Source organism: Vibrio sp. HB236076 (assembly GCF_040957575.1).
Taxonomy (GTDB): Bacteria; Pseudomonadota; Gammaproteobacteria; order Enterobacterales; family Vibrionaceae; genus Vibrio.
Map to the genome: position 1 here is coordinate 2,787,594 of NZ_CP162601.1, position 25,640 is coordinate 2,813,233.

20 protein-coding genes are annotated in these 25,640 nt (G+C 47.9%); 14 read left to right on the forward strand and 6 right to left on the reverse strand.

Translation table 11 applies throughout. The annotated features are described in order from the left end of the window. Positions 1-55 precede the first annotated feature (55 nt). Complete coding sequence (locus tag AB0763_RS12280; protein WP_306102058.1) at positions 56-3,493, reverse strand: PAS domain-containing hybrid sensor histidine kinase/response regulator; 3,438 nt, start codon at positions 3,491-3,493, stop codon at positions 56-58. Between the two features lie 564 nt (positions 3,494-4,057). Between AB0763_RS12280 and acs the strand changes: the two genes are divergently transcribed. The 11 genes from acs to purD all read left to right on the forward strand — a co-directional run bounded on the left by acs (position 4,058) and on the right by purD (position 19,258). Further along, entirely contained in the window at positions 4,058-6,007 is a 1,950-nt protein-coding gene (gene acs / locus AB0763_RS12285) for an acetate--CoA ligase (RefSeq protein WP_306102059.1), read from the forward strand. A 283-nt stretch (positions 6,008-6,290) separates the two neighbouring features. Further along, the gene (gene aroQ, locus AB0763_RS12290) at positions 6,291-6,740 is read left to right on the forward strand and encodes a type II 3-dehydroquinate dehydratase (RefSeq protein ID WP_306102060.1); all 450 of its coding nucleotides are present in this window, start codon (positions 6,291-6,293) and stop codon (positions 6,738-6,740) included. A 61-nt stretch (positions 6,741-6,801) separates the two neighbouring features. Then, positions 6,802-7,263, forward strand: a complete 462-nt coding sequence (accB, locus tag AB0763_RS12295; protein WP_306102061.1) for an acetyl-CoA carboxylase biotin carboxyl carrier protein — start codon at positions 6,802-6,804, stop codon at positions 7,261-7,263. Between the two features lie 11 nt (positions 7,264-7,274). Then, complete coding sequence (gene accC / locus AB0763_RS12300) at positions 7,275-8,618, forward strand: acetyl-CoA carboxylase biotin carboxylase subunit (RefSeq protein WP_306102062.1); 1,344 nt, start codon at positions 7,275-7,277, stop codon at positions 8,616-8,618. A gap of 128 nt (positions 8,619-8,746) precedes the next feature. Beyond that, positions 8,747-9,637, forward strand: a complete 891-nt coding sequence (gene prmA / locus AB0763_RS12305) for a 50S ribosomal protein L11 methyltransferase (protein WP_306102063.1) — start codon at positions 8,747-8,749, stop codon at positions 9,635-9,637. A gap of 243 nt (positions 9,638-9,880) precedes the next feature. After that, a complete protein-coding gene (gene dusB, locus AB0763_RS12310; RefSeq protein ID WP_306102064.1) occupies positions 9,881-10,849 on the forward strand; it encodes a tRNA dihydrouridine synthase DusB in 969 nt (322 codons plus the stop codon). 23 nt (positions 10,850-10,872) lie between these two features. Continuing rightward, on the forward strand, positions 10,873-11,169 hold the full coding sequence (gene fis / locus AB0763_RS12315; RefSeq protein WP_000462885.1) for a DNA-binding transcriptional regulator Fis: 297 nt from the start codon (positions 10,873-10,875) through the stop codon (positions 11,167-11,169). A 328-nt stretch (positions 11,170-11,497) separates the two neighbouring features. Next, the gene (locus AB0763_RS12320) at positions 11,498-12,454 is read left to right on the forward strand and encodes a diguanylate cyclase (protein WP_306102065.1); all 957 of its coding nucleotides are present in this window, start codon (positions 11,498-11,500) and stop codon (positions 12,452-12,454) included. Between the two features lie 9 nt (positions 12,455-12,463). Then, a complete protein-coding gene (locus AB0763_RS12325) occupies positions 12,464-16,000 on the forward strand; it encodes an ATP-binding protein (protein ID WP_306102066.1) in 3,537 nt (1,178 codons plus the stop codon). A 302-nt stretch (positions 16,001-16,302) separates the two neighbouring features. Next, positions 16,303-17,895, forward strand: a complete 1,593-nt coding sequence (gene purH, locus AB0763_RS12330) for a bifunctional phosphoribosylaminoimidazolecarboxamide formyltransferase/IMP cyclohydrolase (protein WP_306102067.1) — start codon at positions 16,303-16,305, stop codon at positions 17,893-17,895. 67 nt (positions 17,896-17,962) lie between these two features. After that, complete coding sequence (gene purD / locus AB0763_RS12335; protein WP_306102068.1) at positions 17,963-19,258, forward strand: phosphoribosylamine--glycine ligase; 1,296 nt, start codon at positions 17,963-17,965, stop codon at positions 19,256-19,258. Between the two features lie 64 nt (positions 19,259-19,322). Here purD and AB0763_RS12340 read toward each other — a convergent pair whose 3' ends face one another. The 3 genes from AB0763_RS12340 to AB0763_RS12350 form a co-directional block, all read right to left on the reverse strand. Then, positions 19,323-20,006 carry a DUF1481 domain-containing protein gene (locus AB0763_RS12340; RefSeq protein WP_306102069.1) on the reverse strand — a complete coding sequence of 228 codons (684 nt, stop codon included), beginning with the start codon at positions 20,004-20,006 and terminating at the stop codon, positions 19,323-19,325. Between the two features lie 39 nt (positions 20,007-20,045). Beyond that, positions 20,046-20,318 carry a nucleoid-associated protein HU-alpha gene (gene hupA / locus AB0763_RS12345; RefSeq protein WP_306102070.1) on the reverse strand — a complete coding sequence of 91 codons (273 nt, stop codon included), beginning with the start codon at positions 20,316-20,318 and terminating at the stop codon, positions 20,046-20,048. A 203-nt stretch (positions 20,319-20,521) separates the two neighbouring features. Continuing rightward, on the reverse strand, positions 20,522-21,109 hold the full coding sequence (locus AB0763_RS12350) for a YjaG family protein (RefSeq protein ID WP_306102071.1): 588 nt from the start codon (positions 21,107-21,109) through the stop codon (positions 20,522-20,524). Between the two features lie 66 nt (positions 21,110-21,175). Here AB0763_RS12350 and AB0763_RS12355 point away from each other — a divergent pair, with 66 nt between their 5' ends. Then, entirely contained in the window at positions 21,176-22,102 is a 927-nt protein-coding gene (locus AB0763_RS12355) for a D-2-hydroxyacid dehydrogenase (protein ID WP_306102072.1), read from the forward strand. Next, complete coding sequence (locus AB0763_RS12360; RefSeq protein WP_306102073.1) at positions 22,102-22,695, forward strand: uracil-DNA glycosylase family protein; 594 nt, start codon at positions 22,102-22,104, stop codon at positions 22,693-22,695. The genes AB0763_RS12355 and AB0763_RS12360 overlap by 1 nt, the downstream gene beginning before the upstream one ends. An 81-nt stretch (positions 22,696-22,776) precedes the next feature. Here AB0763_RS12360 and hemE read toward each other — a convergent pair whose 3' ends face one another. Together hemE and nudC are read right to left on the reverse strand one after the other, a co-directional pair. Next, positions 22,777-23,844 (reverse strand): uroporphyrinogen decarboxylase, encoded by a 1,068-nt coding sequence (gene hemE / locus AB0763_RS12365; protein ID WP_306102074.1) that lies wholly within the window; start codon positions 23,842-23,844, stop codon positions 22,777-22,779. A gap of 122 nt (positions 23,845-23,966) precedes the next feature. Beyond that, positions 23,967-24,746, reverse strand: a complete 780-nt coding sequence (gene nudC, locus AB0763_RS12370; protein WP_306102075.1) for an NAD(+) diphosphatase — start codon at positions 24,744-24,746, stop codon at positions 23,967-23,969. A gap of 170 nt (positions 24,747-24,916) precedes the next feature. Here nudC and rsd point away from each other — a divergent pair, with 170 nt between their 5' ends. Further along, entirely contained in the window at positions 24,917-25,405 is a 489-nt protein-coding gene (rsd, locus tag AB0763_RS12375) for a sigma D regulator (protein WP_306102076.1), read from the forward strand. Positions 25,406-25,640: the final 235 nt, after the last annotated feature.

Genomic DNA, 25,640 nt, shown 5'->3' on the forward strand with positions numbered 1-25,640 from the left:
GCAACACACCGATGACCATGGGGGAGCCCTATCAGCCCGCCCATCGTCAGTACCGTTACTCAACACTTTGATTGAGTAACGCGCGCAATTTAAGTGGCTTAACCGGTTTGGCCAAGAAGATAAACCCCGCCTCTTTGACTTGCTCAACAATGTCAGGCGTGCGGTCCGCGCTGATGATGACGCCCACAAACGCGTGCCGGGTGTGTTGTCGGTATGCTTTTAACAAATCAAGCCCGGTTTCTTTACCTTGCAATCGATAATCCGACAAGATCACCTTGGGCTGCCAACCTGTGGACAATTGCCGATCCATTTGTTCCCCATTAAGGGCCACGTTGACCTCGCATTGCCAACGGGACAACAGCGTTTGCATTCCCTCGAGGATCGCCGCTTGATCGTCGATACACAACACTTTAAGCCCTTGTAACGACGAGGTATTAGCAGGTTCATCGCTCGGTTCAAGTGCACCTGCCACGCTCTCGACCCGCGGGAGCAGAATAGAGAAAGCACTGCCTTTGCCCACTTGCGACTCAAGAGAAAGGCGGTGGCCGAGTACATCCGCAATGCCTTTCGCAATGGTTAGCCCCAATCCTAACCCTTGGCGATCAGTGACCTGAGAGCCGCGGGTAAACTCTTCAAAAATCTGTTCTTGCTTAGATTTTTCTATCCCAGGCCCATCGTCCCACACTTGCAAACTCACAGATTGCCCCTGGCGGCGAACGCCAAGCACAATGCGACCTTTGGGGTTATAGCGAAAGGCATTGGTCAAAAAGTTTTGTACGATGCGACGCAGTAACTTGGCGTCGGAGTAGACCCAACAGCTCGAGTCCACCACGTGAAAGTCACCGCCTTGCTGTTCACTGAGCAAAGAGAACTCGGCGTGTAAATGGGCCAGCATACTTTGCAGCGGAAATGGCGCAGGTTTGACCACCAGTTTGCCCGCTTCTAAACGGGAGATGTCCAACAAATCCCCGATCAGATCTTCGGCGGCGCTCAACGCACTTTCAATATGTTTCGCATTTTGCTGACTCTGTGCCTCACTGGCCACCTCGGCAAGGGAGGAAGCAAAAAGACGGGCGGCGTTTAATGGCTGCATCAAGTCGTGACTCACCGCCGCCAAAAATCGCGACTTGGACTCCGCCGCGCGCTGTGAGCGCTCAGTCGCTTCACGCAACTGTTGGTTGAGGCTTTCTAGCTCTTGGGTACGCACTCTGACGCGATCTTCCAAGCTTTCATTGGCCTCTTTGAGAGCTCGCTCAGCCTGGCGAAAAACGGTAATGTCGGTAAAGCTCATCACAAACCCGCCTCCGGGCATCGGGTTGCCCTGAACCTCAATTTCACGGCCATCTGGGTGCCTTCTCGATGAGACATGGGAAGAGCCTTGCTTGAGGTAACTTATCCGCTTTTGTACGTGTCGTTCCACTTCACCCGGGCCACATAAACCGCGTTGGGCGTTAAAGCGGATCACCTCTTCAATCGGCCGCCCAACTTGAATTAATCCCGGCGGATAGTGAAACATGTCTAAATAAGTCTGGTTCCATGCCACTAAGCGCAAATGTCGGTCCACCACCGACAGACCTTGATTGATGTGCTCAATCGCCCCTTGTAATAATCCACGGCTAAAATCGTACATTTCCGAGGCTTCATCCACGATGGTCGCCACTTCTTCGAGCTGCATCTTTTTGCCTTGCAACGCCGAATTGAGAACTAACTTCGCCGAAGAGGCGCCAAAGACCCCCGCTAAGACGCGTTCGGTATGGCGGATCAGCGACGCCGGCGCTTGTTGAGTCGGCAGCAATGTGGTGCCAAACCCTTGCCAAAAGTGTTCAAACGCGGTGCGCATTCTCGCTCGACCAACAAAGCGACGCGTTAAGGTTTCTAGCTCTGCGACCGTGACGCGCGCTTGATACAAACTGATGCTTTCTCCATCGGCATTCGAACCAATAAAGTTCGCCGCTTGCCAACGCTCTGTAACCGAGGCTCGCGTCAACAAAGAGATGACAACGTATGCGCTGATATTGACTACGATGCTCAAGGTCATCCCCCAGTCGCTGTTATTCAACCCCAGCTCAGCCAACCAAAGAGGCGGCTCGACAACCCACAGCAACACATTGGTTTGGCTATCACCGGCAAACATGCCGATTTGACTCATCACCGTGATCAACCAAATCAAAAAGCCACTGCTCAATCCAGCAAAAACCCCAAAGCGATTGCCCTGACGCCAATACAAACCACCGAGCAAAGCCGGGGCAAATTGCGTCACGGCCGCAAAAGAGAGAAAGCCGATTGCCGACAGCGACTCAATGCTGTCAAGCAATCGATAACAGCCCCAAGCGGCAATTAAAATAAAACAAATCAACGCGCGACGAATGCGCAGCATCACACCAGAGAAATGGCGATATCCTCCGCCCTGAAAACGCATTTTTCGCAATAATAACGGCATGACTAAGTCGTTCGACACCATGATCGCCAAGGCAATGGTCGAGACAATCACCATGCCACTGGCCGCGGAAGTGCCGCCGAGAAAAGCCAGCACGGCCATCGATTGTGAACCCAAGCTCTGTGGTACGCTGATCACAAAGGTATCGGAGGCGTAGCCCAAGCCGAGTAAGCCATGCCCAGCCCATGCCAGCGGCAAGACAAACAGCGCCATCAAGACTAAATAACTCGGGATAAGCCAACGCGCCACCGACAGGTCTTTAGGCGCTTCATTTTCGACAATCATGGTATGAAATTGACGCGGTAAGGCCAAAAAAGCCATCATCGCCAGCAAGGTGTGAATCACCAGTTGTGCCCAATTCGGGGCTTGATAGCTGTCGCTCATCCAAGGTGAGAAATCGAGCACCTCGCTCGACAACACGGTACTGACGACAAACCAGCCTACCGTCAGAAAAGCCAACAGTTTGACAATCGACTCAAAGGCGACGGCCATCATCATTCCGCGGTGGTGCTCTGTATTGTCGATATGCCGTGTGCCAAATAGCATGGTAAATAACGCCAAAACCACTACGCCAAAACCAGCGACATGAGATTGTTGATAGCCAAATTGGCCACTCAGTGCCGGGGCAAGCACATCCAAACTCATGGTAATACTGCGCAATTGCAACGCGATATAAGGTAAAATCCCCATCACGGCAATTAAGGTGACCATCACCGCCAAACCTTGTGACTTACCATATCGAGCGGCAATAAAATCGGCAATGGAAGTGATGTGTTCTCGTTTAGACACCCTGACTAAACGAGACACTAACGGCCAACAAAAGAGAAAGACTAAAATAGGGCCGAGGTAAATGGGTACGAAAGACCATGGGTTTGTACTGGCTTGGCCCACCGTACCGTAAAATGTCCACGAGGTGCAGTACACCGCAATCGACAGTGCATAAATCACGGCGCGATAATGTGACAACCACTGTTTTTGACGATCGCCGTACCAAGCGATCAAAAACAACACGCCTAGATACGCCAATGAGATAGGAACGACTTCCCAACCTTGCATTTTCTGCCCTTGTGATGCACTTATACCAATCGAACGAAATAGCAGGTCAGCCTAGCGGGTGAAAACATTTGATAACGTCGTTGTGAAAATAACGTGTAGAACAACGACTCACTGTCTTGTATTGATAAGCAAATAGGTTGATTGACCACATACTTCATCAGATTGGTATGACAAACTCCGTGCAGAAAATTAAATAACCACCACCTTGTAAACTCAATCACGGAAAGAAGAATCTGTGCAGCGACGCATCTTGATGCGTTCAAGCTGTGCAGTCACTCACATCGCGCCAGTGCATCTCTGAACTCCCCTTCAACAGGGCGATGGTGAAAAAGGGTCACCCTCATCAGGAGCAGCATCGCGTGGTGCCTATAGATCCTGATCACAGTACAGGCTCAACAACCTTGTAACCCATCAATTAAATGGCACCACAATGGGAGATCAACAACAAATTCCCGCTTCTCATCCAAAAGTCTAATTGTCGAATCCACCACCTTGGTCAACAGTTATAGGACATCTTGCCCACGCGACCCTTCGCCGTGCAACGAATACTTAAGGAGAAACGTCATGAGTGATCCCTCTTTGTACCCAATAAAATCAAAAATACAACAAAGTGCACATATTGATAACCACACCTATCAATCTATGTATCAGGCCTCCATTAACAACCCCGAAACCTTTTGGGCGCAGCAAGGACTGGTTCTCGATTGGATCACCCCGTTTACTAAGGTCAAACAAACCTCATTTGATCCAGGTCATATCGATATTCGCTGGTATCAAGACGGCACGCTTAACGTCTGCGCTAACTGTGTTGACCGACATTTAAGTGCCGATGGGGATAAAACCGCCATTATCTGGGAAGGCGATGACCCGAGCCAAGACGAGCACATCAGTTTTCATCAGCTGCACGATAAAGTCTGTCGCTTTGCCAATGTGCTCAAGCAACAAGGGATCAAAAAAGGCGACGTCGTTTGTATCTACATGCCGATGGTTCCGGAAGCTGCCGTTGCCATGCTCGCCTGTACTCGAATAGGCGCCGTGCATACAGTCGTGTTTGGCGGTTTTTCACCGGATGCCCTCGCAGGGCGCATCATCGACTCCAATGCCAAGTTGGTGATCACCGCCGATGAAGGGGTACGCGGCGGCCGCAATGTTCCACTCAAAGCCAACGTCGACCAAGCCTTGCAAAACGCCAATGTCACCAGCATTGATAACGTCGTGGTCTTTAAACGCACTGGCGGCGACATCGAATGGCAAGAAGGGCGCGATATTGAATGGCAAAGCGCGTGTGAACAAGCCAGTAACGTGTGCCCAGTAGAAGAAATGTCGGCCGAAGACCCATTGTTTATTCTCTATACCTCGGGGTCGACCGGCAAGCCCAAAGGCGTCTTGCACACCACCGGCGGCTATTTAGTCTATGCGGCCCTTACGTTTAAATACATTTTTGATTACCACAAAGACGATGTATTTTGGTGTACCGCTGACGTGGGTTGGATTACTGGCCACAGCTATTTAGTTTACGGGCCTTTGGCCAATGGCGCGACGACACTTCTCTTTGAAGGGGTACCGAATTACCCTAACACCTCGCGCATGAGCGAAGTGATCGACAAACATCACGTCACCCTACTTTATACCGCCCCGACGGCGATACGCGCTCTGATGGCGAAGGGATTAGAAGCGATTCAAGGCACCCATCGTGAAAGCCTGCGCATTATGGGCTCGGTGGGCGAGCCGATCAATCCAGAGGCATGGCAGTGGTACTATCAAACCATTGGCAACAGCAACTGCCCCGTGGTTGATACTTGGTGGCAAACGGAAACCGGGGGTATTTTAATCACCCCACTCCCAGGGGCCACCGAGCTCAAGCCAGGCTCAGCCACCCGGCCATTCTTTGGTGTCCAACCCGCGATTGTCGATAACGAAGGGCAAGTATTAGAAGGCGAAGCCGAAGGCAATTTGGTGATCCTCGACTCTTGGCCTGGGCAAATGCGCACAGTCTATGGCGATCACGAGCGCTTTGAACAAACCTACTTTTCGACGTTTCCAGGCATGTACTTCTCCGGTGATGGCGCCAAACGCGATCAAGATGGCTACTACTGGATAACCGGCCGAGTCGATGATGTGTTGAACATTTCTGGCCATCGCATGGGCACGGCTGAAATTGAATCGGCGTTGGTGTCTTTTGAGCAAATTGCCGAAGCGGCCGTCGTGGGGATCCCGCACGAAATTAAAGGCCAAGCAATTTATGCCTACGTGACCCTCAATCAAGGCGTCTACCCAAGCGCCGAACTGCACAAAGCAGTGAAGGACTGGGTGCGTAAAGAAATTGGTGCCATCGCCACCCCGGATATTTTGCACTGGACCGATTCGCTGCCCAAAACTCGTTCGGGCAAAATTATGCGCCGTATTTTGCGAAAAATTGCCACCGGGGACACCAGCAATCTTGGCGATACCTCGACGTTGGCCGATCCCAGTGTGGTCGAGCAACTGATCGAAGAACAAACTCACTTGCTCTAACGTAAAATAGCCATTCCCTCCCTCTGCCGCTGTATTCTCAGCGGCATTTTTTTTTCCTCATACAGGTGTGTTAACCTAGTGGCTAACCTTGTATCCGACGATTTTATTAGCATTTTGTTAATTCTTGGTCATTAGACCAGTAAAATGCTGCGATTTGCTATGAATTAGCTATAATTGTTGGCGAAATGATTTTTTTTGCTTTGCGCTAACAGAAATAACGGTTTTTTTACCGTATAGTTGGAATCGTGTTTTATCGACACACTTTTAAGGAAGATGTCCGCAGATGACTGCCAGAAAACGAATTTTGTTACTCAATGGACCTAATTTAAACTTACTCGGCAAAAGAGAGCCCGGTATTTATGGTTCACAAACACTCAATGAAATCGTCACACAGTTGACGCAACTGGCTGAGCAACATCATATTGAACTGGATCATCTTCAATCCAATCGTGAATACGAGTTAATTGAAAAGATTCACGACAGCATGGGGAGGGTTGATTTTATCGTCATCAATCCCGCGGCATTCACACATACCAGTGTGGCATTAAGAGACGCTCTGTTGGGCGTTAATATACCGTTTATTGAAGTGCATTTGTCCAACGTTCACGCCAGAGAGCCATTCCGCCATCATTCCTATTTGTCGGATAAAGCACTCGGCGTAATTTGCGGATTAGGTGCACAAGGTTATCAATTTGCTTTGTCGGCCGCGATCGAAAGGTTAGACAGCAAATAGTACATCCTCTACAGCCTCACTATTGAGGTTGTCTTATTTCACAAGATAAAGAGAAAAAACAATGGATATTCGCAAGATCAAAAAGCTGATTGAATTAGTAGAAGAGTCTGGTATCGCTGAACTGGAAATCGCAGAAGGTGAAGAGTCAGTACGCATCAGCCGTAACACCGCTCCTGCACCAGCCGCAGCGCCAATTCAGTACGCGGCCGCTCCAGCACCTGCCGCTGCACCTGCCCCTGCTGCGCCAGTTGCCGAAGCACCTGTTGCACCTGCAGCGGAAGAAGCGAAAGGCCACAAAGTATTGTCGCCAATGGTCGGTACTTTCTACAGCTCACCAAGCCCTGATGCTCCTGCGTTTGTTCAAGTTGGACAAAGCGTGTCGGCTGGCGATACCTTGTGTATTGTTGAAGCGATGAAAATGATGAACCAAATCGAAGCCGATAAATCGGGTGTGATCACGGCTATTCTGGTCGAAGATGGCCAACCTGTTGAGTTCGATCAGCCGCTTGTTATCATCGAGTAATCGAGGTCCTTATGTTAGATAAATTAGTCATCGCGAACCGAGGTGAAATTGCACTTCGCATTCTTCGCGCATGTAAAGAACTCGGCATAAAAACGGTCGCGGTGCACTCAACGGCCGATCGCGATCTCAAGCACGTTTTGCTTGCCGACGAGTCGATTTGTATTGGCCCTGCTCGCGGCCTCGATAGCTACCTTAACATCCCGCGCATCATCTCTGCAGCGGAAGTAACCGGTGCGGTGGCCATTCACCCAGGTTACGGCTTTTTGTCTGAAAATGCCGATTTCGCTGAGCAAGTTGAGCGCAGCGGCTTTGTGTTTGTCGGCCCTAAAGCAGAAACGATTCGCCTAATGGGTGACAAAGTGTCGGCAATTACCGCAATGAAAAAGGCCGGTGTTCCTTGTGTACCAGGCTCAGACGGCCCGTTAGACAACGATGCAGAGAAGAACAAAGCCTTTGCGAAACGCATTGGCTACCCAGTGATCATCAAAGCCTCTGGTGGCGGTGGCGGTCGCGGTATGCGTGTGGTTCGCAAAGAGTCTGAATTGGTTGATGCCATTTCAATGACCCGTGCAGAAGCGCGTTCTGCCTTCAACAACGACATGGTTTACATGGAGAAATTCCTCGAAAACCCTCGTCACGTTGAAGTCCAAGTGATTGCCGATGGTCAAGGTAATGCCATTCACTTAGGTGAGCGTGACTGTTCTATGCAGCGCCGTCACCAGAAAGTGGTTGAAGAAGCGCCAGCACCAGGCATCACTGAAGAAATGCGTAAATACATCGGTGAGCGTTGTACTCGCGCATGTATCGAAATCGGTTATCGCGGTGCCGGTACGTTTGAGTTCTTATACGAAAATGGCGAGTTCTACTTTATCGAGATGAACACCCGTATTCAGGTTGAGCACCCAGTGACTGAAATGGTTACCGGCGTTGACTTGATCAAAGAACAGCTTCGCGTTGCTGCAGGTCAGCCTCTGTCTTTCACCCAAGATGATATCAAGATCCGCGGCCATGCGATCGAATGTCGTATTAATGCCGAAGATCCTGAGCGTTTCATGCCATCACCCGGTAAGATCACCAACTTTCATGCGCCAGGCGGCATGGGGGTTCGCTGGGAATCGCACATCTATACCGGCTATACGGTACCACCGCACTACGATTCAATGATTGGCAAGCTGATCACTTATGGTGAGAACCGCGATGTCGCGATTGCCCGCATGAAAAATGCCTTGGGCGAAATGATCATCGAAGGGATCAAAACCAATATCGTCTTGCAAGAGTCGATCATGAATGACGAAAGCTTCCAACACGGCGGCGCCAACATTCACTACCTAGAGAAGAAGTTAGGTTTACAATAATTACCTACTGACTTTTTGCTCAACAATGCCTGCCCCGTGCAGGCATTTTTTATCATTGTTCATTATATTGGCCGAAGTTCTGCTACACTTTGCGCCAACTGTTCAATCGCCAGTATAGAGATAAGCTCATGCCTTGGATTCAAATCAAACTCAACGCCACAAACGAAAACGCCGAACCGATTGGCGATATGCTAATGGAACTGACCGGCGCTTTGTCCGTCACCTTCCTCGATGCCCATGACACCCCGGTGTTTGAACCACTACCCGGAGAGACTCGTCTGTGGGGCGATACCGATATCTTAGCGCTTTACGATGCCGATACCGACACTAAGTGGGTGGTTGAACAAATTAAAAGCAGCCAACTACTGGCAGCCGATTTTGCTTATAAAGTCGAGCAACTCGAAGATAAAGACTGGGAACGCGAGTGGATGGATAATTTCCACCCAATGAAGTTTGGTCAGCGTTTATGGGTGTGCCCAAGTTGGCGTGATATCCCTGAACCCGATGCGATTAACGTCATGCTCGACCCAGGGCTCGCGTTTGGAACAGGTACACACCCCACCACCGCTTTGTGTTTAGAATGGTTAGAAGGCTTGGATCTACAAGGCAAGACCGTCATCGATTTTGGCTGTGGCTCCGGCATCTTAGCCATTGCCGCCATCAAGCTTGGCGCCGAGAAAGTCATCGGTATCGATATTGACCCACAAGCACTGCAAGCGTCTCACGACAACGCACAGCGCAACGGTGTTGCCGACAAGCTCGACGTGTACTTGCCTCAAAACCAACCTGAAGGCTTAATCGCTGACGTCGTCGTCGCCAACATTCTCGCTGGTCCTTTGCGCGAGCTTTCCACGGTGATCACCAGCTTGGTCAAACCTCAGGGACAACTGGCCATGTCCGGCGTACTCGACACACAAGCTCAAGATGTCGCGCGTTACTATCAAGCGGATTTTTCACTTGATGAGATTAAAGAGCAGAGTGAATGGTGCCGCATTTCAGGCCAAAAGACATCGTCATAACCCCAGTGGTGAAATAACCTGCAATTTGTCGCTTGATTTTTGCACAAAAAAGCACCAATATAGTTGCCCCTCGCCAGGGTTAACAAAAGAATGTGAAAATCAGATGAAAATACTTTGAGCTAATCGACTGAAATTTATACTAATTGGTAAAACATTTGTCCCATGCTCAAATATTAGTCTTTTCAGAAGATAAAAAAATGCGTAAAATGCGCGCCCTTGCTGGGTGACAACTGTGATGATGCTTTGAAAATCGGAAACTATCAACTGAACAACAACTTGATCGTCGCGCCAATGGCGGGTGTGACCGACAGGCCGTTCAGAGAGCTGTGCTTGCGCTATGGGGCAGGAATGGCAGTTAGCGAAATGATGTCGTCTAATCCAAAAGTTTGGCAGACGGCGAAATCAAAGCAGCGCATGGTTCACAAAGGTGAATCCGGCGTTCGTTCGGTGCAAATTGCAGGATCGGATCCTGCGCTTATGGCCGATGCTGCGCAGTTTAGTGTCGAGAATGGCGCTCAGATTATTGATATCAATATGGGTTGCCCCGCAAAAAAAGTGAATAAAAAACTGGCCGGGTCTGCATTGCTTCAGTTCCCTGATCTCGTTGAAGAGATCTTAACAACAGTGGTGAATGCTGTATCAGTGCCTGTCACACTGAAAACCCGTACAGGTTGGGATTTAGAGCACAAGAATTGCGTTCAAATTGCCAAAATGGCCCAAGACTGCGGCATACAAGCTTTGGCTCTCCACGGACGAACGAAAGCCTGTATGTACAAAGGCGAAGCCGAATACGACAGCATTAAAGCCGTCAAACAAGCCATTACCATTCCAGTTATCGCTAATGGTGATATCGATAGCCCGGAAAAGGCGAAGTTTGTCTTAGAGTACACTGAGGCTGACGCTTTAATGATTGGTCGTCCTGCACAAGGTCGGCCGTGGATTTTCGAGGAAATCCAATATTATTTGGAAAACGGCAGCATGCTACCCGAACGCCCTCTCGCCGAGGTCAAGGGAATCATGCTTGGTCATGTTCACGCTCTCCACGAGTTTTACGGTGAGTTTTTAGGTCCGCGAATTGCGAGAAAGCACGTTGGTTGGTACCTGAAAGAACACGAGCAAGCTGGTGCTTTCCGCCGTACCTTTAATGCCCTTGATAACGCCCAACAGCAACTCGAGGCATTAGAAGGTTATTTTGATAACGTTGCATCATAATTAAGAGAAGAGCTAGACCGAATATGTTCGAACAAAATCTGACTTCAGAAGCATTAACAGTAACAACCGTAACCTCTCAAGATCAAATCACTCAAAAACCATTGCGTGATTCTGTTAAAGCATCTCTTAAAAACTACTTGGCTCAATTAAACGGCCAAGAAGTGACTGAACTTTATGAACTAGTGCTTGCTGAAGTTGAACAGCCTCTATTAGACACTATCATGCAGTACACTCGCGGTAACCAAACTCGCGCAGCGACCATGATGGGCATCAACCGCGGTACTCTTCGCAAAAAACTTAAAAAATACGGCATGAACTAAACCACTGTTGCCAATATTCTAATGATCAAGGGCCTTCAGAATTTGAAGGCCCTTTTTGTTGTTAACTCCGACTCGCACCTTGCCCCACCCGCCAAAGATCACCCCGGATCATTGCGATCTTGTGTTGATATTGCTCGCATTTTTTGCCACGTAAAAAGCATCGATTTATTAACTAGCTCACAAAAACACCATATTCACACACTTTATTATCATTCTCCTGAGCAAAGAGTTTCTCACACATCTAAACTTTGTCCATTAACACATGGCTTTTTCTCGATGACCACTCGTAGAACAACACTATACAAAGAACGTGTCGCTAGGATGAATTATGATGCTGTCAGGTATTTTACAACAAATGGATTATTTCCGCTCTCAAGCACGGATCTTAGTTTGTGATGACGAGCCGATAAATGCTGAAGTGATCAAAGGCGTACTCGAAGGCATCTTTAAAGTCGATGTGGTTTATTCCGGTGAAGAGGTGCTCGAATACTGTGAAAAGTTCACCCCAGATTTGATCATTCTCGATATCCTGATGCATGGCCAAAATGGCATGGATACCTGCCAACAACTCAAAAAAGACCCTAGCTTACGTCACATTCCGGTCATTTTTGTCACTTCACTGAACAGTGGGTTTGACGAAATTCGTTGCTGGGATGTCGGTTGTGTCGATTTCATCAGCAAGCCCATCAATGCGCCGACATTGATCAATCGCGTCCGTACTCATGTCGATCACAAACTCAAAACCGATGAGCTTACCCGCTTGACCTGTGTCGACAATTTAACCTCGTGCTATAACCGTCATTACTTATCTGATTTAATGCCAAGATTGATCCGCCAAGCGCGAAGAGACAAACACCCTTTGAGTGTGGCCATGATCGATATCGACTGGTTTAAACGCTACAACGATACTTATGGTCACCTAAAAGGAGACCAATGTTTAACTCAGATCGCGAACTTACTCAAAGACAGCCTCTATCGACCAACGGATACTTTAATTCGCTTTGGCGGTGAAGAGTTCCTCGCTCTTTTACCGAGTACCTCACTGATCAGCGCAGAAATCATATGCCAAAGAATGCTAGAAAGAGTGGCCAGTACAGCCATTGATCATCAAAGCTCTCCTTTAAAGCACATTACCCTTAGTATCGGCGCTTGTACGATAACCCCTGAAAGCGAAGTCAAAATGGAATCTTTAATCCAACTCGCTGATGAGAGACTCTACCAGGCGAAACAAGCGGGAAGAAACCAGCTTTCTCTGCTGGAATGTCGCTCATCGATCCGGTGTTAGGAGCGCGTGATGAATGAGGCCATACCTGCATCAACAAAAACACCAAAGTCAGCGCCAATAGGCTCCTACTTGTTTGCTTTGCTATTACTGCTCACCATTGCCGCGGTTTTTATCAGTGAGAAAAACATTCATCGCGATGTCATGGAGAGTGTCGAACAAGACCTAAACAACAGCGTCAATGTTGCCGCACAAGTGTTCAATCGCGAAATAGAAAGTTATGAACAAATGGCGCGCCTTATTTTAGATACCCCGCCAATTAAAGGCTTAATCGACACTCAGAACGAGAAAAACACGACGCTTTACAGTAACAGCTATCAGTACTGGAAAGACAGTATGGAAGCTATTTTCACTGCTTTTATGATGCGCAACCCCAGTATTGATCAATTGAGAATCATCAGTAGCCAAAATGAAAGGGGCATGGAAATCGTTCGCGTTGAACGCCAGTCCGGTACCCTTAATGTCGTCAGCGATGATAGATTACAAAACAAAGCGGACAGCAGTTACGTTAAAACCATCAATCAACTGAATCCCGGTGAAATTTATATTTCAGATATTGAACTCAATCGCGAGTTTGGACGGATTCAAATCCCGTTTAATCCCACCATTCGCATTGGCATCCCCATTTTTAACTCTCAGACGAATCAAAGGTTTGGCTTATTAATTATCAACATCAACGCAAAAGACATCATCAGCCAAACGCTCGATACTTACCCGAAAAATGTCGGCTTTTTCATTACCAACCAACTTAACCAGGTGATTTACCACCCTGATGATCAGTACAAGTACCAAAATGACTTACGGCCAGACAGCGATATTAATGCGATTTATCAACCTCTAAGCACGACTGTCGGCACAGGTATTGCGCTGTATCTCGATAACGATAATCAACAAATTTATCAAACTGTGAAGAAAACCGTTTTCAATCAAAACAGCGCTGAGCAACAACGTACTTTTTACTTGCACAGCTTTGTCGATGACGGTGTGATAAGTAGGTTAACCAACGAGCGGCGACAAGACATATATCTTATCCTCGGGGTTTGCTTTGCGATTTTTTTCTCGTTGCTGATCTTGTTGCAACGCATGATGACTAATCAATTATTACTGAGTAAAACTCGTTCAGAGCACGAGGCAGTGGTCAATGGCTCATCAGATGCCATTATTGGCGTCAACAAGGACTTTGTGGTCACCATATGGAATGAATCGGCTTATCGTTTTTTTGGTCGTCACAAATCGGAAACCCTTGGCGAACCTATCGACTCATTAACCTTGTTTAATTGCGGCTCTATTCATTCCTATTTGCACTCAGTATTAGCTCAGCAACCGGTCGAACATGTTGAACTGGATGCCACCTCATCCTTTGGCAGCACCTTCCCGACCAAGGTGACTTTTTCACCTATAACACAAGAATCTGGTCAAATTACCGGGGTGACCTTGATCATTTCCGACATTACACAACAGCGGCAAGCTCAGCAAGAAATCGAACAAGTAACACAAAACCTCGAAGAAACCGTCAAAGTACGAACCCGTGAATTAGCCATAGCTCACAAAGAAGCTCTGAAAGCCAGTCAAGTGAAAAGCGCCTTTATTTCCAATATTAGCCATGAAATGCGCACACCGCTCAACGGCATTATGGGGACAATTAACCTCATCCAACAAGATCCTTTGAGCGCTTCTCAACGGCGTTTTTTAAGTATGATGGAGACCAGTTCTGAATCCCTGTACAACCTGATCAACGACGTGCTCGACTTGTCGAAAATAGAAGCCGGCAAACTGGAATTAATTGAAGATAACTTTAATACTATTAATATCTTGGAAGGGTTAGTACTGTCATTATCGGTCAAAGCGCAGCAAAAAGAACTGGAGGTCAATATTGACTTTTCGGGTATCGAACACTTGCTTATTTATGGTGATAATCACCGCTTGAAACAAGTGATCATCAATGTGTTTAGCAATGCGGTTAAATTTACCCACTCCGGCCGAATCGATGTGTATTTTCGGACCAAAAGTTTACCTTCAGGCCATATTCGCTTTGAGTGTGAAATTCAAGACACGGGGATTGGTATCGCTAAGCAAAGCCAAGAACACTTGTTTGAAGCCTTCTCACAAGAGCACAGCCGTACTTCAACTCGCTATGGTGGCAGTGGTTTAGGGCTATCGATTTGCAAGCAGCTGTGTAAGATTATGGATGGCGATATCACGCTTAATTCAGAAAAAGGGGTTGGCAGTACGTTCTCATTTTTCACTTTGTTCTCTTATCCAACACAAGGCAACCTCTGTGTCACACCGAGCCTTGCAAAATATCAAGCCATCATTTTTAGCGATGACTCAATCCAAGCGCAAACCGTTAGTAATACTTTTCGCTTTTTCTCTGCGAGCGCCGATGTGATAGCAGTGGATGACTACGCCAATTGCGAACCGCGACAGCCACAGATTATTGTGCTCGACCAAGGTTTTCACAACTTTGATAACGTGCTTGACCTTTACCAGCAACAACGCGACGCATCACCATTTGAAATACAATTGCTCATTCTCGCTCAATTCCAAGACAAGAGTTTTGCCAATATTCACGGTGCTAAGGTGCTCAGTAAGCCATTAATGATGTCGGAGCTTATCAATGCGATCGACAATCAAGATCCTAATCTGGGCTGGTTGATGAACACCCACAATGCCTCTGTTATACCTGAAGACACCCCTGTGCCCTTGCATTCAGGGCTATCTGTGCTTGCGGTTGACGATAACGACATCAACAATGAAGTGTCTTCATCGCTGCTCGAAACGATGAATGTCAACGCACTACTTGCCACCAATGGCCGCGAAGCAATAGAGAAACTTAAAACTGCCCAAAATGATAACTGCCCGGTGCACATTATTTTAATGGACTGCCAAATGCCAGAAATTGACGGTTACAGTGCGACTCGACTTATCAGAAATGGGGAAGCCGGAGAAAAATACCGCCATATTCCCATCATTGCCATGACGGCCAGTGCGATGTCAGGTGAGAAAGAGCGCTGCCTTGATGCCGGTATGAATGACTACATTACCAAACCCATCCACCCACAAACCTTGTATAACAAATTAACTCAATGGCAAAATGAAGGGTTGTTAATCTCACCGCCATTAACCCTCTTACCCAATAACGTAGCAAGCAAGCCTGAAACTCAAGAGGCGAAACCGGCCCGCCACAGCCCAAACATGCACAATACCCCGATATGGAATAAAGAAAACGCATTAGAAAGAATGCTGAACAACGAAGCGTTACTCAATAAAATTGCCAGTATGTTTTTAAATACCGCCGAGCAAAAAATGTTGTCTCTTTCTCAAACATTAGAAGAGGGCAACAAAGAAGCCATACGCAAGCAAAGCCACGCCATTAAAGGGCTCGCCGCAGATTTAGGCGCAGAGCGCCTAACCAATAAGCTGGCAGAAATGGAAACACGCGCTCAATTTAATACCGAGAACGAATTTGAGTCGCTTTATCAAGATATTATTCAAGAGTACAAACTGTTAAAACAAGCCTTGCACGAACATTTACAAAGCGCCGCTTAACTAGGCGCTTTCCTTAACCTTCACCGAACCGTCCGATCTTATTGTGCCAAAAAATCCCAGATAAGGCTTTCAACCTCGCCTACTTGCTCAAATTACCCCAAAAATTATCGACCACCCTTTATCCAAGTCAGATAAAAAAAGCACAAGCCAAACGATTGCGCGAGCTTTTTTGTTTCATTTTCGTTAGAATACCCCCGCCATTAAAAAGAGAGTTCAGGTTTTTACCAAAATAGCGTTGCCAGTTGGTCTTGCAACGTTACTTTGTTAAATATCTTTATTTTCTATCTAAGGAAATCGGTAAAATGAATAACCCTCGTCCCATTTCTCGCGCGCTTATCAGCGTATCAGACAAAACTGGCATCGTGGAGTTTGCCCAAGCGCTCGCAGCGCGTGGCATTGACATTCTCTCCACCGGAGGCACCGCTAAGCTCTTGGCAGAGAAAGGCTTAGATGTCACCGAAGTGTCTGACTATACTGGATTCCCAGAAATGATGGATGGCCGTGTAAAAACACTGCATCCTAAAATTCATGGCGGTGTTTTAGGACGCCGTGGCCAAGACGATGACATCATGAGCCAACACGATATCAAACCTATCGATATGGTAGTGGTTAACCTTTACCCTTTTGCGCAAACTGTTGCCAACCCAAACTGCAGCCTGGAAGATGCGGTTGAAAATATTGATATTGGCGGACCGACCATGGTGCGTTCTGCGGCGAAAAACCACAAAGATGTGACCATTGTTGTCAATGCCAATGATTACGACCGCGTTATCGCTGAGTTAGACCAAAATCAAAACTCTCTGACTTATCAAACCCGCTTCGACCTCGCTATCGCTGCCTTTGAGCATACTGCAGCCTACGACGGTATGATTGCCAATTACTTCGGCACCATGGTCCCTTCATACGGTGACAACAAAGAAGGCGATGAAGACTCTCACTTCCCTCGTACCTTCAATCAACAATTCATTAAAAAACAAGACATGCGCTACGGCGAGAACAGCCACCAATCGGCCGCATTCTACACCGAAGCCAACCCACAAGAGGCCTCTGTAGCGACAGCGCGTCAGATTCAAGGCAAGGCACTGTCTTATAACAACATCGCCGATACCGATGCCGCCCTTGAGTGTGTAAAAGAGTTTGACCAACCAGCTTGTGTGATCGTCAAACACGCGAACCCTTGTGGTGTTGCCCTTGGTGAAGATTTGCTTCAAGCCTACAACCGCGCTTACCAAACCGACCCAACGTCAGCCTTTGGTGGCATTATCGCGTTCAACCGCCCCTTAGATGCCGCCACCGCACAAGCGATCGTAGAGCGTCAGTTCGTCGAAGTCATCATTGCACCAAGCGTCAGCCAAGACGCCATTGATGTGGTTGCGGCCAAGAAGAATGTTCGCCTGTTAGAGTGTGGCCAGTGGCAAAGCAAAACCTCAGAATACGATCTCAAGCGCGTTAACGGCGGCCTGCTGGTTCAACAGCGCGATCAAGGCATGGTTAACCTAGAAGAGGTTAAGGTGGTTTCGAAGCGCCAACCGACCGAAGATGAGTTGCGCGATGCCTTATTTTGCTGGAAAGTGGCAAAATACGTTAAATCGAATGCCATTGTTTATGCAAAAGGCGATATGACCATAGGTGTCGGTGCCGGCCAAATGAGCCGTGTTTATTCAGCCAAAATTGCTGGTATTAAAGCCGCAGATGAAGGCCTTGAAGTCGCGGGTAGCGTGATGGCGTCTGATGCTTTCTTCCCGTTTCGCGATGGCATTGATGCCGCCGCTCAAGCGGGTATCAAATGCGTTATCCAACCAGGTGGCTCTATGCGTGACGACGAAGTCATTGCGGCAGCCGACGAGCATGACATGGCAATGATCTTCACCGGTATGCGTCACTTCCGTCACTAAGCCCGTTTCACTATAGAGATTATCCTAGTGGCTCGTTATTCACGAGCCACTACATTGAGGACAAACCATGAATGTACTGATCATTGGCGGCGGTGGCCGTGAACACGCACTGGCGTGGAAAGCCGCACAAAACCCAACTGTCGACACCGTTTTTGTTGCCCCAGGTAATGCCGGCACCACGTTAGAAAACAAACTCAAAAATATCCCGCTTGAGGTGGAAAACATCACAGGTTTGGTTGAATTTGCCAAAAACAACGCTGTTGAGCTCACCATTGTTGGCCCAGAAGTGCCTTTGGTATTGGGTGTTGTCGATGCATTTCAAGCCGAGGGACTTGCGATCTTTGGCCCGACCAAAGGCGCAGCACAGCTAGAAGGTTCGAAAGCCTTCACCAAAGACTTCCTCGCTCGTCATCAAATCCCGACGGCAGCGTACGCCAACTTTACTGAAATCGATCCTGCGATCGCTTACGTTCGTCAGCAAGGCGCGCCGATTGTCATCAAAGCCGACGGTCTGGCGGCAGGTAAAGGCGTTATCGTTGCCATGACGCTTGAAGAAGCCGAAGACGCCATCAAAGACATGCTCGCAGGAAACGCGTTTGGTGAAGCGGGCAGTCGTGTGGTCATCGAAGAGTTTTTAACCGGTGAAGAGGCCAGCTTTATTGTAATGGTCGATGGCAAAAATGTTCTGCCAATGGCAACCAGCCAAGATCACAAACGCGTTGGCGAGCAAGACACTGGCCCAAATACCGGCGGTATGGGGGCTTACTCTCCAGCGCCGGTCGTGACCGATGAGATCCACCAGCGCATTATGCAAGAAGTCATTTACCCTACCGTAGAAGGCATGGCCAAAGAAGGTCACCCTTACACTGGCTTCCTCTACGCGGGATTGATGATTGATCAAGACGGCACACCTAAAGTCATCGAATACAACTGCCGCTTTGGCGACCCAGAAACGCAGCCAATCATGATGAGAATGCAATCTGATTTGGTCGAGCTGTGCCTGCAGGCCCTCGATGGACAATTAGACCAAGCGGAATCGCGCTGGAGTGAAGAAGCGGCCATTGGCATTGTACTCGCCGCAGGTGGCTACCCTGGCAGCTACAACAAAGGCGATGTCATTCAGGGCTTGGTCCCACCAGCACAAGAGCAAGAAGGTCAAAAAGTCTTTCACGCGGGTACTAAAGACGCAGACGGCGACGTGGTCACCAATGGCGGGCGCGTTCTCTGTGTGACGGCATTGGGTAGCGATGTTCGCTCTGCGCAACAAAAAGCCTATCAATACGCTCAAACGATTAACTGGGATGGCATGTTCTTCCGCCGTGATATCGGCTATCGTGCCATTGAGCGAGAAGAGCAACAATAAGCTCACCAAAACCTTGATCCCTTAACCTTGGTTAGGGGATCCCTCTATCACCGCTTTTCCAAGATTACTTTTCTAACAACACCTGAGGCTCTAAACAGGTGTCTCGCTGGGCATCAATATCCAGAATTTGCTTTAAAGCCACTTGCTGACTGGTGGTATAGCCTAGGCCTGCGACATACGTTGGCGTGGCTTTATTCGCTAATGTCGCTTTGCTATCACTGTCTAATGCATAGTGAAAGCGTCGATGACAGGAAAGAAACTGTTTACCGTCCCAAAACCCCTGAATCAAATGCCGTGACGACTTACTATTGAGCAGGGTGGTAATGACATGATTGGCTTGCTGCTTAATATCTGCAATCGCATCCGGTGTTAATGGAAAAACTTGCTGGTCAACTTTATCTTGCTGATACACCGCTTGCCCTTGTGAGTCAAAGCGCAAATGAGTGCGAAATGATTGACGCTCACGGCCCTTGGCTTCGATTCGACTCCCTTGGCGAACCACTTCACTTAATACGCCATCTTGCCAGTGGTATTCGCTGTGATAGCTGGTCTGATTACTCAGTTTTACATGATCATAGGCGCTAAGAGGTTGCTGGTCGACAACATCTGCCCAATACCAAGCACGCTGAGATTGGGTGATTTCCCCCCCCGATTTAGATTCGATATTGGCGACATCAATCCCTGCCTGATTGGAACAAGCAGATAACAATACGGCGAGTGCAGTATATGCGAAAGGACGAAAGGTCATAAAAAAGCCGAGGCAAACGCCTCGGCACTGTCAATCAAATTAGTTAACAGATTCTTTTAGTGCTTTACCAGCAACGAACGCAGGTACGTTAGCGGCTGCAATTTGGATCTCATCACCCGTTTTAGGGTTACGGCCTGTACGTGCTGCACGGTGATTGACTTTAAATGTACCAAAACCAATTAGCTGTACCTGGTCGCCTTCTTTAAGCGTTTCTGTCACGCCTTCAAGAGTCGCTTCAAGAGCGGCTTTTGCTTGTGCTTTTGAAAGATCTGCTTTTTCAGCGATAAAGTCGATTAATTGGGTCTTGTTCATGGGTTTCCCTTCTTATAGGTTATCAAGTTCACCTCACTCTAAAACATAAATACCCAGTCTGGCAAAGGTTTGTCGCACTTAACTCACTTTAATGACGCACTTTTAACCGTAATATGAGTATTAACTCACAATTTCGCCATACTTGACATAATTTCTACTGCCTAAAACACGCGCAACCCTTTTGATATAAGGCCTGAGACTTTTCAGAGACTCACGCCAATATTGCTGACATTCTCTTCTCTTAATTCACTGCGCAGATCTTTAATCAGTTCAATATCGCGCTCTTGGCATTCTTTGAGCGGACGATAAATGGCCCATTGTACATCCCACTCGGCGCACACGGCCTCAAACTCTTTTTGATTTTGGTTACTGATTTCTACCTCCATTTGCGCTTGCTCGAGCTCAACCACCGTTTGAATCGATTGTTGGCTGACCTTGAGCACAGAGTCAAAGAGGTACTCTCTATCTAACAAGCCGTGTAAGAAAGTCGACAACGCTTGGCAAGCATCCATCGCAGGGTACACCGCATAAACATCAAAATCGTCTGCAGAAGGGAACAAGGCCTCTAATTTTTCCAGTTGACGCTCAAAATTGACTTTCGCGGTTTTCACTGTCAACGTTTCCCAAATACTGTCTAAGATAGCGCGATAGGACTGGGCTGAAGCAAATTCAGTTTCTTGACAGAACATGGCATAGTTGGGGTACATGCGCTCACATAAGCAAGCCATGAACGTAATTTGTTGCCAAGGTTCGAGCTTTTCAAGCCTAACTTGAATTGGGTTTTGTAGCATAATTATCATTCGCTGTGGAAAATTTACTCACGCAGTGTACTGTATTCACTTAAGGGAAAAAAGTTAATGACTCATAGTTGCGATAAGATTTTTTTGCTGACTAAATACGATGACCTCTATCGCCAGATGCTACAACCGTGGTTATCGCCTGATTTACAAGAAACTGACGATCTGAGCCAAGCCAATCTCTTACTCGCCGACCCACCGCTCGCCGCCAAGGTGATAAACCAACACCCACAGATCGACTGGGTTCAGTCGACCTTTGCCGGCGTTGATGCCCTACTCGCCCCTGCTCTGCGTCAAGATTACTTACTGAGCGGTGTAAAAGGGATTTTTGGCCCAATGATCAGTGAATACGTATTGGGTTACTTGCTTTATCACTATCGTCATATGGCGCACTATCAGCAGCAGCAAAACCAGCGCACTTGGTCCATGCTTGCACACCAAGGACTGAGTAATAAAACCATCACCATTCTCGGCACTGGCAGTATTGGCAGCCATTTAGCGACACAGGCCAAACAGATGGGGATGCGCGTCTTTGGTGTGAATCGCACCGGCATCCCCAGTGCGCAGGGAGAATGGGAGAACACGTTTCACATTTCAGAGTTAAGCGCGGCTTTGGCCCAATCGGACATTGTCGTCAACACCTTGCCAAGCACAGCAGAGACCATTGCGATATTAAACGCCGACGTGTTACAACACTGCCGTAACGTTTTGTTATTTAACGTTGGTCGCGGCGACGCACTGAATGAAGCTGACTTAATTAAAGCCATCAAAGAAGGTTGGGTGGCGCATGCGTTTCTCGACGTCTTTCTCCAAGAACCCTTACCTGATACGCACCCTTTTTGGCGTATGTCTGCCATTACCATCACTCCGCATGTCGCTGCGCCCAGTGTGCCAGAAGCGGTATTTGAGGTGTTTACTCAAAACCTCAAGCAATGGCAGCAAGGCTTGAATCCTGATTTTTTAGTCGACTTTACTAAGGGGTATTAATGACCCGCGATGTGTCAGCCCCACTGACTGCCTGTTTACAACGCATTGCGCAGTGCCAACAGTGTGCTTCGTGCTTACCGCACCCGCCTAGGCCCGTGGTACAGGCAAGCTCGCAAGCCAAACTATTAATTATTGGTCAGGCGCCCGGCAGAAAAGTCCACCACAGCGGCATTCCTTGGCATGATGCCAGTGGCGTGCGTTTGCGCCAGTGGATGGGGATTGATGAAGGGGTATTCTATGATCCGCAGCAGGTGGCCATTGTGCCGATGGGACTGTGTTATCCTGGCAAAGCCACCTCTGGAGACAAGCCACCGGCGAAGGTTTGTGCCCCGCTATGGCACCCTCAGTTACTTCCTCTCTTGCCCAACATCCAGCTCACGCTATTGATTGGCCAGTACGCCCAGCGCTACTATTTAAACGCTAAACCGCCCACGCTCACCGATACCGTAAAGCAATGGTCGCGCTGGTTACCTCAGTATTTTGTTTTGCCTCATCCTTCGCCCAGAAACCAGATTTGGCTGAAGAAAAACCCTTGGTTTGACACGGACCTTTTACCCCAGCTCAAAGCACAAGTTCAACAGGTATTGGGATAAGGTTTCGAGAGGCTAAAAAAGAAAATGGCGCCATTACGGGCGCCATTGATGTCAATACTGACTGATTGAGTGCCAGAGCCATTATTGATGGTAAGGTTTCGACAACTCATGAACGGCGTCAACAAACACACCAGCGTTCTCTGGCGGGACATCCAAATGAATACCGTGACCTAAGTTGAATACGTGTCCGGTATTGTCTTGGCCATAGCCTTCTAAAATGGTGGCGACTTCTTGTCGGATCCGCTCTGGTTGAGCGTACAATATCGATGGATCCATGTTGCCTTGTAAAGCCACTTTATCACCGATACGCGCTTTGGCATCGGCAATATTGATGGTCCAATCCAAGCCCACGGCATCACAACCTGTTGCGGCAATCGATTCCAGCCACATGCCGCCATTTTTGGTAAACAGCGTCACAGGAACGCGACGGCCGTCGTTTTCGCGAATCAAGCCATCGACGATTTTGTGCATGTATTGTAACGAGAATAGCTGATAGTCACGTGGGGTTAATACGCCGCCCCAAGTGTCAAACACCATCACCGATTGCGCACCCGCTTTAATTTGTGCATTGAGGTACTCAATCACACTGTCAGCCAACTTATCGAGCAACAAGTGTAAACTGGTCGGATCGGCATACATCATTTTCTTTATCTTGGTAAAAGCTTTTGAGCTGCCGCCTTCAACCATATACGTCGCCAGCGTCCACGGACTGCCGGAAAAACCAATCAGTGGTACTTCACCTTTGAGATCGCGACGGATTTGACGTACGGCGTTCATCACGTACTGCAGTTCGCCTTCCGGATCCGGCAGGCCGATCTTTTCCACATCGGCTTTACTGCGAATGGGGCGCTCAAATTTTGGACCTTCACCGGTCTCAAAGTACAACCCAAGCCCCATCGCATCGGGAATGGTCAGAATATCAGAAAACAGAATCGCCGCATCAAGAGGAAACCGCTTTAGAGGCTGAAGTGTCACTTCAGATGCCAATTCAGCATTGCGGCATAAAGACATAAAATCTCCGGCCTGAGCGCGAGTCTGACGGTATTCAGGTAAATATCGACCGGCTTGGCGCATCATCCATACCGGCGTATGATCGACAGGTTGTTTCAACAAAGCTCGTAAATAGCGGTCGTTCTTTAATTCAGTCATGCCTTTTCCACGTGGGCTCATCATTGGTGTACAGTCTACCACCGAATCAAGGTGACATGCAGTATTGGCCGGCGATTCCTCTCTAATTAATGCGATAGTCAAGACCGATGACCGTGTGTGTTTTATCGTTTCGAGCCAGTCAAACAATGGTCAATCAGATCGCGGGCAATCGTACCGGGCGGGGCAAGCTCTGGCAATTGTTGACCGTCAAACCACCTCGCATCACAAAGTTCATTGGGATCAATGGTGATCTCACCCGCTTGGTAGTCCGCGGTAAAAGCCATCATCATACTGGAAGGAAAAGCCCAAGGTTGACTGCCAAAATACGCAATATTGGTCACCTGTATCCCGGTTTCTTCAAACACTTCTCGCGCCACGCATTGTTCAAGGGTTTCCCCAACCTCAACAAACCCAGCCAGGACGGTATACAACCCGCCTTTGTGTCGGTTGTGTTGTGCCAGTAACAATTGGTTTTCTTTACGCACTGCGACAATAATACAAGGGAAAATTCGCGGATAATGAAGGGTTCGGCACTCCTGACATTGCATCGCCATTTCTTTATGGTGTAGGTAAGTTCGCGTCCCACATTGCGAGCAAAAGCGTTGATTACGTGTCATGTAGCCAAGTTGAACCGCTTTACTGGCCAATAAAAACAACGGCTCCGGTTGCGCCAACAAGGTGCGCAACGAGGTCAATTCAAACGCATCGGCACAATCTTCATCATTGACCCACATCACTGGAATATTGTGGTATTCACCAATCTGAATCGCCTTGTCCTCTGGCAAATTAAATTGGCTGGCTTCACCGCGGGGCAACGTTTTGTTGATCAGCCACAAATCACTCCCGGAAACGACACACCAATACGCATCATTTGTACGCGCTTGGTCACTATTCTTATACATCCCTACCTCTCATTGCTTGAAGTCTAGCCGCTTAACTGGCAATGTTGATCATACTAGAGGGGTTTGTGTTGGCATTCAATTCTTGAGCTTTATTCGCTGAGTTAACTCGTGCTCATTCTTAGTGATTGAGAAAAGAGAATGAAGCTCTAAACGTTCTTGAGGATAAAGCTATGTTGAATTCATTAAAGCAAACGCAGCAACAATGGGGTGGACAAAGTGAGGTTATCGATCACTGGTTAGACATGAGACAAGACTTACTGGTCAGTTACTACAACCTAGCGGTACTCAAACCCAATGTGTTGAAAGGTAAGATGGTCAAACTCCCCTCCGCGCTAGAAATACAAGACTTTTGTACCCTACTGGTTGATTACATCTCCGAAGGGCATTTTCGCATCTACAATCAGGTGATGGACAAGTGGCAAGCCACCGGCTTTCAAGCCACAGAAGAAATCGACCAACTGTACTTCAAAATCATCGCGTCTACCGATCCCCTTTTAAACTTCAGCGATAAATACGCCAGTTTAAAGCCCGATGATGACGTGCAAAACTTCGAATACGATTTTTCTGAATTAGGCGAAATTATCTGTGATCGCTTTGAACTCGAAGATGAGCTGATCAAAATAATTACTGACAGCCTGTCAATCCCCCCAGGCGCGTAATAAAGACCCAGCGAGTTTGGCTTGTTTTGTTCAATCACAGTGCCACAGGAATAATACCAATCTAACTAAATAGCTGGTCACACTAGCTGGTTAAAAAACTCGATAACGTCGTTAAGAAAATAATTTGTAGAACAACTACTAACTGTATTTTCTTGCCTTGTTCTCAAGCTTTTTCCCTGCGCTATCATTGACCACATACTTAATCAGATTGGTATAAAACACGCGAACGTACCAT